Origin of the sequence: Pseudomonas sp. DC1.2 (genome assembly GCF_034351645.1) — a bacterium.
GTDB lineage: Bacteria > Pseudomonadota > Gammaproteobacteria > Pseudomonadales > Pseudomonadaceae > Aquipseudomonas.
The window spans coordinates 4,508,477-4,523,778 of sequence record NZ_CP133782.1; the positions used below are offsets into that span (position 1 = coordinate 4,508,477).

At 57.5% G+C, this 15,302-nt stretch carries 15 protein-coding genes; 5 read left to right on the forward strand and 10 right to left on the reverse strand.

Translation table 11 applies throughout. The features are described from left to right. Positions 1–28: 28 nt before the first annotated feature. On the reverse strand, positions 29–1,204 hold the full coding sequence (locus tag RHM68_RS20320; protein ID WP_322218433.1) for an aspartate aminotransferase family protein: 1,176 nt from the start codon (positions 1,202–1,204) through the stop codon (positions 29–31). A gap of 102 nt (positions 1,205–1,306) precedes the next feature. Here RHM68_RS20320 and RHM68_RS20325 point away from each other — a divergent pair, with 102 nt between their 5' ends. Then, a complete protein-coding gene (locus RHM68_RS20325) occupies positions 1,307–2,221 on the forward strand; it encodes a LysR family transcriptional regulator (protein WP_322218435.1) in 915 nt (304 codons plus the stop codon). Positions 2,222–2,336: 115 nt separating this feature from the next. Then, positions 2,337–2,831, forward strand: a complete 495-nt coding sequence (locus RHM68_RS20330) for a GNAT family N-acetyltransferase (protein WP_322218437.1) — start codon at positions 2,337–2,339, stop codon at positions 2,829–2,831. 15 nt (positions 2,832–2,846) lie between these two features. Here RHM68_RS20330 and msrA read toward each other — a convergent pair whose 3' ends face one another. Both msrA and msrB read right to left on the reverse strand, forming a co-directional pair. Beyond that, a complete protein-coding gene (gene msrA, locus RHM68_RS20335; RefSeq protein ID WP_322218440.1) occupies positions 2,847–3,554 on the reverse strand; it encodes a peptide-methionine (S)-S-oxide reductase MsrA in 708 nt (235 codons plus the stop codon). 31 nt (positions 3,555–3,585) lie between these two features. Next, entirely contained in the window at positions 3,586–4,104 is a 519-nt protein-coding gene (gene msrB, locus RHM68_RS20340; RefSeq protein ID WP_322218442.1) for a peptide-methionine (R)-S-oxide reductase MsrB, read from the reverse strand. Positions 4,105–4,257: 153 nt separating this feature from the next. Here msrB and RHM68_RS20345 point away from each other — a divergent pair, with 153 nt between their 5' ends. The 3 genes from RHM68_RS20345 to RHM68_RS20355 all read left to right on the forward strand — a co-directional run bounded on the left by RHM68_RS20345 (position 4,258) and on the right by RHM68_RS20355 (position 7,483). Next, positions 4,258–4,974 carry a response regulator transcription factor gene (locus tag RHM68_RS20345; protein WP_322218444.1) on the forward strand — a complete coding sequence of 239 codons (717 nt, stop codon included), beginning with the start codon at positions 4,258–4,260 and terminating at the stop codon, positions 4,972–4,974. Continuing rightward, positions 4,971–6,488 carry a HAMP domain-containing sensor histidine kinase gene (locus RHM68_RS20350; protein ID WP_322218447.1) on the forward strand — a complete coding sequence of 506 codons (1,518 nt, stop codon included), beginning with the start codon at positions 4,971–4,973 and terminating at the stop codon, positions 6,486–6,488. The genes RHM68_RS20345 and RHM68_RS20350 overlap by 4 nt, the downstream gene beginning before the upstream one ends. Before the next feature lie 290 nt (positions 6,489–6,778). Next, the gene (locus RHM68_RS20355) at positions 6,779–7,483 is read left to right on the forward strand and encodes a hypothetical protein (protein ID WP_322218449.1); all 705 of its coding nucleotides are present in this window, start codon (positions 6,779–6,781) and stop codon (positions 7,481–7,483) included. 218 nt (positions 7,484–7,701) lie between these two features. Here the strand turns inward: RHM68_RS20355 and cyoE are convergent, their stop codons facing one another. The 7 genes from cyoE to hmpA form a co-directional block, all read right to left on the reverse strand. Next, entirely contained in the window at positions 7,702–8,589 is an 888-nt protein-coding gene (gene cyoE / locus RHM68_RS20360; RefSeq protein WP_322218451.1) for a heme o synthase, read from the reverse strand. 10 nt (positions 8,590–8,599) lie between these two features. Beyond that, positions 8,600–8,935, reverse strand: coding sequence for a cytochrome o ubiquinol oxidase subunit IV (gene cyoD, locus RHM68_RS20365; RefSeq protein WP_322218453.1), 336 nt, complete (start codon positions 8,933–8,935; stop codon positions 8,600–8,602). After that, on the reverse strand, positions 8,935–9,561 hold the full coding sequence (locus tag RHM68_RS20370; protein WP_322218455.1) for a cytochrome o ubiquinol oxidase subunit III: 627 nt from the start codon (positions 9,559–9,561) through the stop codon (positions 8,935–8,937). Before RHM68_RS20370 ends, cyoD begins: the two co-directional genes overlap by 1 nt. 3 nt (positions 9,562–9,564) lie before the next feature. Then, positions 9,565–11,595 carry a cytochrome o ubiquinol oxidase subunit I gene (gene cyoB / locus RHM68_RS20375; protein WP_322218457.1) on the reverse strand — a complete coding sequence of 677 codons (2,031 nt, stop codon included), beginning with the start codon at positions 11,593–11,595 and terminating at the stop codon, positions 9,565–9,567. Positions 11,596–11,598: 3 nt separating this feature from the next. Beyond that, positions 11,599–12,546, reverse strand: a complete 948-nt coding sequence (cyoA, locus tag RHM68_RS20380; protein WP_322218459.1) for a ubiquinol oxidase subunit II — start codon at positions 12,544–12,546, stop codon at positions 11,599–11,601. A gap of 812 nt (positions 12,547–13,358) precedes the next feature. Further along, positions 13,359–13,868 carry a disulfide bond formation protein B gene (locus tag RHM68_RS20390; protein ID WP_322218461.1) on the reverse strand — a complete coding sequence of 170 codons (510 nt, stop codon included), beginning with the start codon at positions 13,866–13,868 and terminating at the stop codon, positions 13,359–13,361. A 199-nt stretch (positions 13,869–14,067) separates the two neighbouring features. Beyond that, entirely contained in the window at positions 14,068–15,249 is a 1,182-nt protein-coding gene (hmpA, locus tag RHM68_RS20395) for an NO-inducible flavohemoprotein (RefSeq protein ID WP_322218464.1), read from the reverse strand. Between the last annotated feature and the right edge of the window lie 53 nt (positions 15,250–15,302).

The following is a 15,302-nucleotide window of genomic DNA, read 5'->3' on the forward strand; positions in this document are numbered from 1 at the left end:
CCTTCACGCTGATGCCGATCGGCCTCTGTCAGACCGTGCTCAACGACCGGCAAATGCCTCTGACAATCATCTCCACCTCCCGCTCATCAATCGTCAGCGGCGGCAGCAGACGAATGGTTTTGCCACGTGTGACGTTGATGAGCAAGCCGTGATCCCGCGCGGTGATGAGGGTCAAGTCGCGGATCGGCTGCTTGAGTTCGATACCGATCATCAAACCCTGTCCACGAATCGCCAGCACGTTCGGATGACCGGCCAGTTCGATGCACAACCTGGCGAGCAACAGCGCCCCCTGGACACTGGCGTTTTTCAGCAGGCCTTGTTCCTCAATGATCTCCAGCACCGTGCAACCGACCCGACAGGCCAATGGATTACCACCAAACGTGCTGCCATGGCTGCCGGGGGTAAACAGCTCGCTGGCTTTGCCCCTGGCCAGACAGGCGCCAATGGGGATGCCGTTGCCAAGACCTTTGGCCAAGGTCATGACGTCTGGAACGATGCCTTCGTGCTGAAAGGCAAACCATTGACCGGTACGGCCGATGCCGGTCTGAATTTCGTCGAGCATCAACAGCCAAGCGTGCCGGTTGCAGAGCTCGCGCAGTGCTCTTAGGTAACCGGGTGGTGCCAGTTGCACACCGCTTTCACCCTGAATCGGCTCCATCAGAATCGCCACAATCCTCTGGCCGTGGGCTTGCCGGACCTTGTCCAGCGCCGCGAGATCGCCAAACGGTACTTTGACGACCCCCCCCGGCAGCTCACTGAACCCCAGACGGACCGCAGGGCCATCACTGGCCGACAAGGTTCCCAGCGTGCGACCGTGAAAGGCGTTTTCCATCACCACCACCAGCGGCTGCTCAATGCCTTTGTGCCAGCCGTAAAGCCGCGCCAGTTTCAAGGCTGTCTCGTTGGCTTCAGCACCAGAGTTGTTGAAAAACGCACGATCCATGCCCGACAGTTGCGTCAACTTCTGCGCAAGCTGCTGTTGCCAGTCGATGCTGTAGAGGTTGGACGTGTGCAGTAACAGCGCCGCCTGCTCGCTGATGGCGGCGACAATTTTGGGGTGAGAGTGGCCGACGTTGGTCACGGCCACACCGGCCACGGCATCCAGGTACTCGCGACCCGCCTGGTCCCAAAGGCGAGTGCCCAGGCCTTTCTTGAAACTCAACGCCAAGGGTTGGTAAGTGCTCATCAGGCAGGCGGCGGTCATGACATCAAGCTCCATCAATAGTCAGTGTTTTTGCAGTATGGTTAGCCACCTGAACTGGATAAACAGCGCAACACTTCAATCATTTAAAAGCAGAGCTTGATAATGGACTTGTTCCAGGCAATGACTGTGTACGTCAGAGTGGTGGAAGCCGGCAGCATGACCGCCGCCGCGCTGCAATGCGAAATGTCCACCACCATGGTGGGCAATCACCTGCGGGCCTTGGAGCAACGCCTCGGGGTACGGCTGCTCAACCGCACCACCCGGCGTCAGCGATTGACCGAATTCGGCACCGCCTACTACCAGCGATGCCTTGAAGTGCTGGGGTTGGTGGCCGATTCCGAACGTCTGGCCGAACAGGCGCTGGACGAGCCCAGCGGCACGTTGCGCATCACCGCACCCTTGACCTTTGGCACTGAGCGCCTAGCACCGGCGCTGAGCGAATTTGCCTTGTGCTGTGCGCAGGTCAAGCTGGATGTGGTGCTCACAAACCGGCGTCCGGATCTGATGGAATACGGCTTCGACGTCGCGTTTCGCCTCGGCAATCTGGAAGAGTCCAACCTGATTGCCCGCCCACTCATCGACTACACGCTGACGATGTGTGCGTCGAAGGAATACCTCGCACGCCGAGGAACACCGGACAACCCCCATGACCTTCAACAGCACGACTGCCTGGCCTTTGCCTATCCTGAGGGTGATGACTGGCATTCGGTAGGCAAAAATTGGCGTCTGCGCGGGCCCGAAGGCGAGGTCACTGTCGCAGTGAGCGGTCCGATGCTGATCAACAGTTCGGCGGGTTTGCATCAAGCGGCGCGAACCGGAATGGGCATCGTCATGGTGCCCGACGCGCTGGTGGAGCAAGACCTCAAGGACGGAAAACTGGTGGCATTGATGCAGGATTACCAACTGCCGAGCCGACCAATGAACCTGGTGTACGCCCAGGATCGCTATCGTTTGCCGAAGTTGCGCAGCTTCGTCGACTTCGCCCTGCAGAGGTGGGGCAAGCACTCGTTGGGGTAAAACGTCTTCGACTAATCTCCTCCACCGGCGTGCGACATCGATACCCGCTTGGCAGGGACACTGCGACGTATTCGATAGACCATCCACTCACTGACCAAACCGCCAAGGAAAGCCAATGCAGCCAATCCCCCTGTATCGCCAGGCAACAACAAACGACCTTCTCGCCGTTTGCGAACTGGGCCAGCAGCTCAACAGTCTTCACCATCAAGAGCGGCCGGACATCTATGCGCCGGCCACCGAAGATTTCGCGCGAGACAGCATGCACTGGCAGCCGTGCATCAACGGTGAGCGCCAAGTCACGTTTATCGCTGAACAAGCTGGCAGAGCGGTCGGGTTCGTCACCGTGCAAGTCACACAGATCAACAGCCCCCTGATGCAACCCCAGCGCGTCGGCCGAGTCGGGTCGGTGTGCGTTAACGACAGCGCTCGCGGCCAAGGTATTGGCCGGGCATTGATGTCACTTGCTCAAACCTGGGCCATCGAACAAGGCGCCACGGATCTGCGACTGACGGTGTGGGCATTCAACGCCACGGCGCTTAGGTTGTACGAAGAATTGGGCTATGAAATGCGCGCCCTCGAAATGGGCAAACGCCTGGATCAGTTGCCCTGATCGCAGTGCTCGCAGTCAAGACCCGACCTTCACGAGTACGGCTTTTTCCTGATACCGCTCCGGGTACAACTGCTTCAACTGCGCGACCTTCGGCATATCGTTGACCACGATATAGGGATACGTCGGATGTTCGGTCAGGAAGTTCTGGTGATAGTCCTCGGCCGGGTAGAAACCGTTGTAGGTTTCCAGTGTGGTCACGATGGGTTTATTGAACGAATGAGCGGCATCAAGCTGGCCGATGTAGGCCTGGGCGATACGCTGTTGTTCAGCGTTTTGCGCAAAGATCGCCGACCGATACTGGGTGCCACTGTCCGGGCCCTGGCGGTTGAGTTCCGTCGGGTTGTGGGCCACCGAGAAGTAGATTTGCAGCAAGGTGCCATAACTGACCTGACTGGGGTCAAACGTGACTTCGACCGACTCCGCATGCCCGGTATTGCCGTCGCTGACGCGCTCATACTGAGCCGTATTGGCCGCACCGCCGGCGTAGCCGGAGACGGCATTCTTTACGCCTTTGACATGCTGAAACACTCCTTGCACCCCCCAGAAACAACCTCCGGCAAACACTGCGGTTTCAGTTTTGGCCTGGGTAGTTTCGTCGAGGACCGGTGGGGAGATGACCACCGCATCCTGCGCCGCGCCGAAAGAAAATGCCGAGCATGGGCCTACAATGCTGGCCGCGACCACGCCGAACACAGTACGGCGCCAGGTGAACAGAGTTTTCATGGTACTGACTCCCAGGAAGGTAAAAGGCGACTCACGCCGCGCGTAGCTCGAAAGTTAGTGCAAGACCATTCATGCAATAACGCAGGCCTGTCGGTTTAGGCCCGTCATCGAAGACATGCCCCAAATGACCACCGCAACGCCGACAGTGGACTTCGTTGCGCAGAACGCCAAAAGAATGGTCTTCGCGGGTCGCCACAGCTTTGTCCAACGGCGCCCAGAAACTCGGCCAGCCGGTTCGGCTGTCGAACTTGGTCTCGGAGGAAAACACCGGCAACGCACACCCGGCGCAAGCAAACGTACCCGCACGATGCTCATCATTCAGTGGACTGGTGTAGGCCCGTTCGGTGCCCTCCTCCCGCAGGATCGCGTATTGCTCCGCGCTGAGCAGGGAGCGCCATTCGCTGTCGCTGTGAGTCACTTCAAAACCCTGCGCCGCGTCGGCAGAACTGACCAGGCCAGAACGGGCGGCAAATTTTGGCAACACACCCAGCACCAGGGCTGTAGCCCCCAGCCCACCGCTTGCTAAAAGAAATTGTCGTCTTGAAAACATGACCGTCTCCAAAAATCCAGGGTGCCTGATAAGGAACACAGCCTAGGCTTGAGTTGATCGCCAAATCCTCACGGGAAGTTAAACAATTCGTGATAACTCAGGCTGAGGAAAACCCGCACAATGCGCCCATTACGCTGCAAAGGATTGAGCTTCATGGAACAGACCAAACGCGTCCTGGTGGTCGAGGACGACCTGCATATCGCAGACCTTATCTGCCTGCATCTACGCGATGAGCAGTTCGAAGTAGTGCATTGCGCTGACGGGGACGAAGGCATGCGCCTGCTGCAGTTGGGAAGCTGGGACGCACTGATCCTCGACCTGATGCTCCCCGGCGTGGACGGCCTCGAAATCTGTCGCCGTGCCAGGGCCATGGCCCGCTACACCCCCATCATCATCACCAGCGCACGATCCAGCGAACTGCATCGTATTCTTGGGCTGGAGCTGGGCGCCGACGATTACCTGGCCAAACCCTTCTCGATGCTTGAGCTGGTAGCTCGGGTCAAGGCCCTGCTAAGAAGGGTCGACGCCATGGCCCGCAACCTGAAAATGGACGCCGGCGGCCTGACCCTCGACGGCTTGTCCATCGACCCGATCACCCGCGATGTGTCACTCGACAGCCGCCGTCTGGACCTCACACCCCGAGAATTCGACCTGCTGTATTTCTTCGCCCGCCAACCGGGCAAGGTGTTTTCGCGCATGGATCTGCTCAATGCGGTATGGGGCTACAGCCACGAAGGTTACGAGCACACGGTCAACACCCACATCAACCGTCTGCGGGCCAAGATCGAGACTGATCCCGCGCAACCGTTGCGCATCCTCACCGTATGGGGCCGAGGCTACAAATTCGCCGCCAGAGAGGAGCAATCATGAGATTGACCCTGACTCAGCGCCTGTCCCTGGTGTTCGCCGTTCTGCTGATGGTGTGCTGCGGCACCTCGGCATGGATGCAGGTGCGCGCCAATCAGATGCATGAACTGGAAGTGGTGCAAGGACTGTCCCGTGACCTCGCCCAGCACATCGCCCATGACACCGTGCTGATGGACAGTAATGGTCTGATGCCGCACGCAGTACGCGACCTGTTCAGCCAACTGATGCTGGTCAACCCCAGCGTCGAGGTGTACCTGCTGGACACCGAAGGGCGGATCGTTGGGAGCGCTGCGCCCGAGGGCCGGATCCACCGACAACGGGTCGATCTGCTACCCATCCAACGGCTGCTAAATGGGGATGCGCTGCCGATTCTCGGTGACGACCCGCGCAGCGCCGATGGGCGCAAGGTCTTCAGCGCCGCACCGTTACAGGTCAACGGCAAACCGGCGGGCTATCTTTACGTGGTGCTGCTTAGCGAAGAACACGACCGCTTCGCCGAACGAGGCGCCACCAGTGCGGCGCTCAATACCGCATTGTTGTCCATCGGACTGGTCGCACTGCTGTGCCTGATTGCCGGCCTCACTGCCTTTGCCCTGATCACCCGGCCGTTACGGCGCTTGACCGAAACCGTCAGACAGTTCGATATCGACGGCGTACCGATGGCGCCGTCCGAGACAACACCACTGGCACAGTCCGCCAGTCACGACGAAATTGCGATACTCGACAGCGCCTTTCGGCAAATGCAAACCCGCCTTAGCGAACAATGGCGCTCGCTGACCCGCCAGGACCAGGAGCGCCGCGAACTGGTGGCGAACATCTCCCATGACCTGCGCACGCCGCTGGCCTCGTTGCACGGTTACCTGGAAACTCTGTCGCTCAAGGACGCCACATTGTCAGCCGCCGACCGGCGCCGCTACCTGGGCATCGCCCTGGATCAAAGCCGCAAGGTCGGCGGCCTGGCGCAATCGCTGCTTGAACTGGTACGACTGGAACACGGTTTCGTGCAACCGGTGCTGGAGCGCTTTTCACTGACCGATTTGGTACAGGACATCTTCCAGAAGTTCGAACTCACCGCTGAAGCGCGTCAGGTCGAACTCAAGGCCACCTTCGCCCCGAACGTTGCCGGCGCCTGCGCCGACCTGGGGTTGATAGAGCGGGTGCTGACCAACCTGTTCGACAATGCCGTGCGCCATACACCTCAAGGGGGAGAAGTCGAAGTGAGCCTGCGCCCCCAAGGCTTGTTCGTCGAGGTCATCGTCAGTGACACTGGGCCCGGTATCGCACCCGAGCTGCGCGAGGGCCTATTTCTGCGCCCATTTAATATTGGGGGCGCGCGACGCGATGGAGGGTTGGGGCTAAGGATCGTGCACCGGATCCTGCAACTGCATGGTCGTGAGATTCAGTTGATCGAGATTCCAGGGCGTGGTGCAAGCTTTCGCTTCTCGTTGCCATTGGATGAGCAAACGGCTGAGCAAGGGGTGGTTCGCTCGATGAATTTGAATTCGCCGGGGAAATAGTCGAGTGCTTGGCACAGAACTTCTTCTATCAGGCCGCCGTGCCGCGAGAACTATCGGCGACACGGCAGGGAGTGTTGCTCAAGGCGTGTGCCTGAGGCTTTGCCACCGGGTCGTTCTGTGGGCGAACGACCCTACTGTACCGAGTGTTTCGATCATTAATGTTGCGAAAGTCTTTGGCCCGCTTGCCCGTTGGGTCGTGACAACGCCGCCTCCGTCCAATAGATTAGTCGCCCTGACAAGGCCCTGTGCTTTCTCGCCTCAACTCAAGTTAAAGAAGTAGTGAAATTTCAATGTCTGATTCCAACACCGCTGAATCCGTAGTCACCTTGTCGTCCAAAGCGGAATACGAAAACTCCATCAATCTTTCACAGCATGTGCCCCAGGCCAAGACCATCAGTGAGATGGTGCTGGATGCTTTTCAATCTACCCGGGAAAGCGACCAAATCCGCGGATTACGCACCGCGATTCGGCAGGCTCACGATAGCTTCGACGACGATAAAGCCTACGAACTCATGGGCGAACTCAAGCAACTCAAGGATGCCGAAGCCGCGGATATTGCCGCGCTGGAAGACCTGAGCAGCAAGTTCCCGATCAGCCGGATTCTGTCGAGTTTCAAAGACGACCCAGCGTTTCAAGAGATTGTTTATGGTCTGGCACTGAAAGTCCTGAACCAGACGCACCAAGCCATCAGCAACCCTGGCAGCGGCAAAAACAAAACCGCACGCGCCAAGAAAGAAGTCGAAGTGTTCACCATCAGCAAGGATGGCGTGAGCGTCACGTTGCCGCTACGAACGCCGCGTTCGCGACTGAACGTTGACCGCCAAGCCCTGGAATTCCTTGGGTTCAACTTCGTCGGAGAAGGTGAAGAGGCTGAGCTGGAAAACGACATGTTCCTGGACAATTCCGGGACCGAGCAAGCGGTCAACCGCAAGAACATCATCACCGCCTTGCAGCAACAAACCGCGTTTGATGGCTACAGCATCACTGCGCAGTAACACGAGTCATCTCGGCGCACTTGGCGCCTGACTAAAGAGCCCCCGGACTGAAACTGAGACGGGGGCTTTTTTGCATCGACTGTTTTTTGCTGTCTTATCGTCAACGCAGGGTCATCAGCCGGAGAAACAAAAGTAGGGCACCACGCGCGGCAGAGAACGCCCAATAAAAAACCCCGCGTTTCTCTCGAAGGCGGGGTTTTTTCTACAGCATCCAGACTTTAAGGCGCGTAGGTCAGCAACAATTCACTCGGCACTTTGAAGTCCAGGGACATCATCACGCTCAACGCGGTAATGGTGAAGATCGAGAACACGAACAGCTTGCGTGCCCAGACCGTATCATCCACTGCCTTGTAGCCGGTCCACGCCATGTACAACCAGTACATGCCCATGGCCGCGGCGACGGCGAGGTAGCTCATGCCGGCGTAGCCGCTGAAGGTCAGCATCAAGGTTGCGATCAGGAACGCCAGGATGTAGAGCAAAATGTGCTTCTTGGCCACTTGAATCCCACGCTTCACAGGCAGCACCGGAATCGATGCGGCCAAGTAATCATTGAAGCGAAAAATCGCGATGGCATAAGAATGCGGCATCTGCCACAAGCTGAACATCACCAGCAACGTCAGCGCAGCCATGTCGAAGCTGTTCGTCACAGCAACATAGCCAATCACCGGCGGCATAGCCCCCGACAGACTGCCCACCAGCGTGCCGTGAACCGACTTGCGCTTGAGGTACAGGCTGTAGAAGCCGACGTAGATGACAAAACCGATGACCGCGAACAGCGCGGCCAAAGGGTTGGCCACTTTATACAACAGCGCAACGCCGGCAACACCCAGGACGGTCGCATAAATCAGCGCCAGCTTCAGGGAGATCAAACCCTGGACCAGCACGCGGTTTTTGGTGCGTTCCATCTTCAGGTCGATGTCACGGTCAATGCAGTTGTTGAACACGCAACCGGAAGCCACCACCAGGGACGTGCCAATCATTGCAGCCAGGAAGATGGCCAGATCGACATGCCCTTTGGAGGCCAGGAAGAACCCGCCAGCCACAGAAAGCACGTTACCGAAAATGATCCCCGGTTTGGTGATTTGGATAAAGTGCTTGAGCGACATCGGGTCTACCTCACTTCGCCATCATGACGGTGTGGATGCTGAACATGATCCACAACGACAGACCAACCAGCAGGACAATGACCAACGCGGCGAAGATAAACGCCACCACGTTGTTGCGCTGCGCAGCCGAGCGGTCCAGGTGCAGGAAGTACACCAGGTGAACCAGCACCTGAATCACCGCAAAGGCCAGCACGATCCAAAGCGTCATGGCTTTCGGCAGCGATGGGTACATCACCAGGCCGAACGGAATGACTGTCAGGATGACCGACAGAATGAAGCCGATTGCATAGGATTTAACGCTGCCGTGGCCGGCGTCGTGGCCGTCATGGGAGTGTGCATTAGCCATTACAGAGTCCCCATCAGGTAAACAACGGTGAATACGCAGATCCACACTACGTCCAGGAAGTGCCAGAACAGACTCAGGCAGCTCAGACGCGTCTTGTTGGTCGACGTCAGGCCGTGCTTCTGGACCTGATACATCATGATCGCCATCCAGATCAGACCGCTGGTCACGTGCAGACCGTGGGTGCCGACCAGGGTGAAGAACCCGGACAGGAAGCCGCTGCGGCTAGGGCCGTAGCCTTCGGAGATCAGCTTGTGGAACTCGTTGATCTCCATGCCGATGAAGCCCAGGCCGAAGAGAAAGGTGATGGCCAACCAGCCCAACACCGCCTTCTTATTGCCCTTGAACAACGCCAGCATGGCGAAGCCGTAGGTGATCGAGCTGAGCAACAGGCAGGCGGTTTCGCCAAGCACGTAGGGCAGTTCGAAGATGTCGTGGCCCGAAGGGCCACCCGCTACGTTATTAACCAGTACCGCGTACACCGCGAAGATCGACGCAAACAAAATGCAGTCGGTCATCAGGTAGAGCCAGAAACCGAATACGGTCATCTCGCCCGAGTCGTGGTGATGGTCATCGTGCCCATGGTCATCGACATGGGCGTGTCCAGCAGTGGTCACTAAGTTCGACATGGTTTAAGCCTGTTCCAACGAGGTTTCAACACGGGTAGCGTTGGCCGGAATCGCTTTGGCCTCTACCAGACGCTTGTGCTGCTCGGCTTCGATGCGCTCGATCGTTTCAACCGGGACCATATAGCCCTGGTCATCACGAGCAGCGTGAATCACGAAGTACACAATGGTGCCGACCAAACCGAAGATAGCCAGCCACCAGATGTGCCAGATCATTGCGAAACCGAACACGGTCAACAGAGCACCCATGACCACACCGGTCGCCGTGTTGTTTGGCATGTGGATCGGCTCGTAACGAGTCGGAGTCTGGTACGCGGTACCGTTTTCCTTGTCCTCGGTGAACGGGTCGATACCTTCGGCTTTCGGCAGAACGGCAAAGTTGTAGAACGGTGGTGGCGACGAGGTCGACCATTCCAGCGTGTGGGCATTCCACGGGTCGCCGGCTTCGCACATGTTCTCTGGCAGCTTGCGATCACGAATACTGACGTACAGCTGGATCAACTGGCAGGCAATACCGATGGCGATCAGGATCGCACCGACCATCGCAACGTACAGGTAAGGCACCCACTCAGGGTTGGTGGTGCTGTTCAGACGACGGGTCATGCCCATGAAGCCCAGTGCATAGAGCGGCATGAACGCGACGAAGAAGCCGGTGATCCAGAACCAGAACGCTGCCTTGCCCCAACCTTCGTGCAGCTTGAAGCCGAACGCTTTAGGGAAGTAGAAGCTGAAACCGGCGATGTAACCGAACACGGCGCCGCCGATGATCACGTTGTGGAAGTGAGCGATCACGAACAGGCTGTTGTGCAAGACGAAGTCCGCACCCGGAATGGCCAGCAGTACACCGGTCATGCCGCCGATAGCGAAGGTCACCATAAAGCCCAGGGTCCACAGAACCTGACTGGTGATACGCAAACGCCCGCGGTAAATGGTGAACAGCCAGTTGAATAGCTTCACCCCCGTCGGAATCGAGATCAGCATCGTCGCCAGCCCAAAGAAGGCGTTGACGTTGGCACCCGAACCCATGGTGAAGAAGTGGTGCAGCCAAACCATGAAGCCCAGGATCGAGATCGCGCCACTGGCGTAGATCATCGAGTGGTGGCCGAACAGACGCTTGCCGGAGAAGGTCGAGATGACTTCGGAGAAAATCCCGAACGCCGGCAAAATCAGGATGTAAACCTCGGGGTGACCCCACGCCCAGAACAGGTTGACGTACATCATTGGATTACCACCAAGTTCATTGGTGAAAATGTGGAAATCCATGTAGCGGTCAAGGGTCAGCAGAGCGAGGGTAGCGGTCAGAATCGGGAACGAAGCCACGATCAACACGTTGGCCCAGGTGCAGGTCCAGGTGAAGATCGGCATGTCCATCATCTTCATGCCAGGGGTACGCATTTTCAGCACGGTGGCCAGGAAGTTGACCCCGGTTAGCGTCGTACCCAGTCCGGACAACTGCAGTGCCCAGATGTAGTAGTCCACACCCACGCCCGGGCTATAGCCCAGTTCCGACAGCGGTGGATAAGCAACCCAACCGGTACGGGCGAATTCGCCGACGCCCAGGGACAGGTTGACCAGCACAACGCCGGACACCAGCAGCCAGAAGCTCAGGGAGTTCAGGAATGGATAAGCCACGTCACGCGCGCCGATCTGCAACGGCACGACAAGGTTCATCAGGCCGGTGAAGAATGGCATCGCCATGAAGATGATCATGATCACACCGTGAGCGGTGAAGATCTGGTCATAGTGCTCAGGCGGCAGGTAGCCAGGTGAACCCTCGGTGGCCATGGCCAACTGGGAACGCATCATGATGGCGTCGGCAAAACCACGCAGCAGCATGACCATGGCAACGATGATGTACATCACACCGATTTTCTTGTGGTCGACCGACGTCAGCCACTCGGTCCACAAGTAGGTCCACTTCTTGAAGTAGGTGATTGCAGCAAACACCGCCAGACCACCGAGCGCGATCATGGCAATGGTCACCATGACAATCGGCTCGTGGAACGGAATCGCTTCCAGACTTAATTTACCAAACATCGTTTACTCCTCTGCCCCGGCAGCTGAATGCGAACTCTTGTCCATCCCTTCCATAGCGGCCACTTCTTTCTCTTCCTTCCCTTCGTGCAATTTCATCGGACCTGGTTTCATGCCTTCGTACTTGTCGACGATGGTCTGAAACAGGTTGGGTGTCACCGAGGAAAAGAGCTCAACCGGGTTGTTTTGGCTTGGCTTGGAAAGGGCTGCGTATTCAGCGCTTTCTAGCTGTTTAGGTGCCTTTTTGACATCACTGACCCAGGCATCGAAATCTTCCTGAGAGGTGGCGATAGCTTTGAACTTCATGCCGGTGAAACCCGCGCCGCTGTAGTTGGCGGAGATACCGTCCATCTCAGCATTCTGGTTGGCAATCAGGTGCAGCTTGGTCTGCATGCCCGCCATTGCGTAAATCTGGCCACCCAGACCCGGGATGAAGAACGAGTTCATCACGGTGTCGGAAGTCACTTTGAAGTTGACCGGTGTGTGAGCCGGGAACACGATTTTGTTAACCGTGGCGATACCCTGTTCCGGGTAGATGAACAGCCACTTCCAGTCCATCGCGACCACTTCAATGGTGATCGGCTTGACGTCGGATTCCAGCGGACGGTAAGGGTCCAGCGCGTGGGTCGACTTATAGGTCACGTAACCCAGGGCAATGATGATCAGGACCGGGACAGCCCACACCGCGATTTCAATCTTGGTGGAGTGCGACCACTTGGGCGCGTAGACAGCGTCCTTGTTGGAAGCGCGATATTTCCAGGCGAACAAGAACGTCATGACGATGACCGGCACAACGACCAACAGCATCAGCAGCGTTGCGGTGATGATCAGGTTTCGCTCGTCGAGGCCAACCTGGCCCTTGGGATCGAGCAGGGTCATGTTGCAGCCTGACAGCAACAGCGTGCCGAGCAGCGGCAATAAGCCTAGTAGTCTGGGGTACCTGTTTTTACTCATCTCACGACCTCTAAAGCAGCTTGCGCAATGCAGTTGGGTTTTGATCGCCAACACTTCACCCTGCCAAGGGTTGGCATTTTCTTGGATTGAATAAGGGCCGCCCGTCGCGCGTCAGACGCTGTTCGACAAATCCTGGGCCAGCGGTGAGTTCTTATTCGAATTCATGGTCAAAGGCCTTGTTACAGACCAATTCCATTTGGTGCGGATAGTCGGAAGGCACCAACACCTGGGGAGCCATAAGAAGCCGTTAAGCGCCTCGACTCCCTATTTGCTCTGGGGTGAGCAGTGCTGGGAATTCAGTGACGCCGATTGTAGATACGTAGCGCTTTATAAACCATGTCTTATCCCGAAATAATTTCTATCCAATCCGGCAACAATCAATCACAAATTCCGCAAAAGTTGCACATCATATCGAAATTAGTTCTCAACAAAAATACCAAAACCTATAGCTTTACCACCCACAGTTCAGACAGCCTTCAGCGCCCAGCACTGTCGGTAGACCCTGCCAAAGCCCCCATATGACAGGGCTGGTGTCGATTCAGCAGACCTTGTTAAAACTGCCTGTTGCGTCGCGTTCCGGTTTCAGAGGGCGGCCGCTCAGAGTGGCCCATTTCGTTGCGTAGCTATGCACTTAAATCCGACTTTTTGAAGCGTTGCGGCACCCAAGCTGTGACAACATGTCGCACATGCGCGACACCCTTCATTGTCCCGCATCACACTCTTTTTACCTGAGCCCTGAAATGTAAAACGCCCCGGCCCTCTCAAAGAGGAACGGAGCGTTGTTTTTGTCTGCCGCGCAGGGCCGAAAGACCTCAGCTCAGCGCTTTACGGTTACGCGATACAAGCAATGGCACCAGCACCACGATCAGAACAAAGGCCACCAAAGCCCACTGCGCCAGAGACAGCCCGAGGATCGGCGGGTAAGGCGTGTCGCAGAAGCCGTCAACCTGGAAGCCCAGCGGAAAAATCTTCGCCAGCGGCAGGCCATCGACAATCGGTTGCAGCACATCGATACCGCAGCTGACTGCCGGGTAAAACTGGGTGTAGACGTGATGCCCGGCGGCGGCAACGCCCGCCAGCGCGCAGATGACCACGAGGGTTTCAAACACCGTAATGCTGCGAGGGGTACGCATCGCTGCGCCCATAAACGCAAACAGTGCGATCAGCAGCAACGCATAACGTTGCAGGATACACAGCGGGCATGGTGCCTCACCCAGCACGACTTGCATGTACAGCGCACCACCGATCAGTGCCAGACAAATAATGCCCAGCAACACCAGATAACGTCGCTCACGTCCCAACCGCATTGTTTCCTCGCTCATTGCGTTTCCCTTCAAGGTATCGACTGCCCGCCAGTCTACACGCCAGCGAAAAGCTTTGAGAGCCTGACGCGTGTCAGCGGAATTTGAGGGGAATAAACGATAAACCGGTTAAGCGCGGATTAATTTTTGAGTGTTTTTTCGACATTCAAAACCACGGGCGACCATCCAGCGGTAGCGGACTCCCGAGTCCGCGCACCGTTTACTCCAGCGCCGAGGCCGGCCCGAAGAACTCATAACGGCTTTGCTGCGGCGGCACACCCAACGCCCCGAGGTGACGCTTGATCGCCGCCATGAAGCCCTTGGGGCCCAGGAAGTAGGCATCCAGATCCCGCTCCGGCGGCAACCACTCGCCCAATTGCTCTTGGCTTAACAGCCCGAGCTTGTGCGCTGCGGGGCTAACGCCATCATCTTCGGCATAGCAATAAAAACGTTTGAGCTGCGGGTAACGCTCCGCCATCCCGTCGATCCAGTCCCGAAAAGCATGCACGCTGCCATTGCGCGCGCAGTGGATAAAGTGAATCGGACGCTGAGTCGCCACCGCCGCTTCGAGCATCGCCAACATCGGGGTGATGCCGACACCACCACTGATTAGCACCAGCGGTTTGTCACTGGCTGCCAACGTGAACTCACCCGAAGGCGGGAATAACTGGAGGCTCGCGCCGACAGGCAGAGAATCATGTAAGTAGTTGGACGCACGGCCACCGCTTTCGCGCTTGACGCTGATGCGGTACCGCCCCTTGTCCGACAGGGAGGACAGCGAGTAGTTACGCCGAATCTCCTCGCCATCGAGGACCAGTTTCATGCCGATGTACTGGCCCGGCTCGGCCGCGAGAAGCGGGCCGTTGTCGGCGGGCTCGAGGTAAAACGAAACGATCTCCGCACTCTCTTCAACCCTGTCCACGACAGTGAACTCCCGCGCACCGCGCCAGCCGCCCGGCGCCTGGTGTTTTTGGTCGTAGAGACGGGCTTCGGCACCGATCAGGATATCTGCCAATTGGTTATAGGCCGCGCCCCAGGCCGCGATGACGTCAGGGGTCGCCACCTCCTCGCCCAAGACCTCGGCAATGGCGCGCAACAAACAGGTACCGACAATCGGGTAGTGTTCCGGCAGGATTTGCAGGGCTACATGCTTATTGACGATGTTGGCCACCAAATCGCCCAGCGAGTCGAGTTGGTCGATGTGCCGCGCATACATCAATACGCCATTGGCCAGGGCACGGGGCTGGTCACCGCTGGCCTGGTGGGCCGGATTGAACAGCGGCCGCACTTCAGGGTATTCCGACAGCATCATGCGATAGAAGTACGTGATTAACGCTTCACCGCCGCTCTCCAGCAGCGGTACGGTGGATTTAACAATGGCACGGTCTTGAAGGCTAAGCATAAAGGTGACTCCTAAGCTTGGTTTGACTACCTTGGGCTTATCAGTTTCCGTGC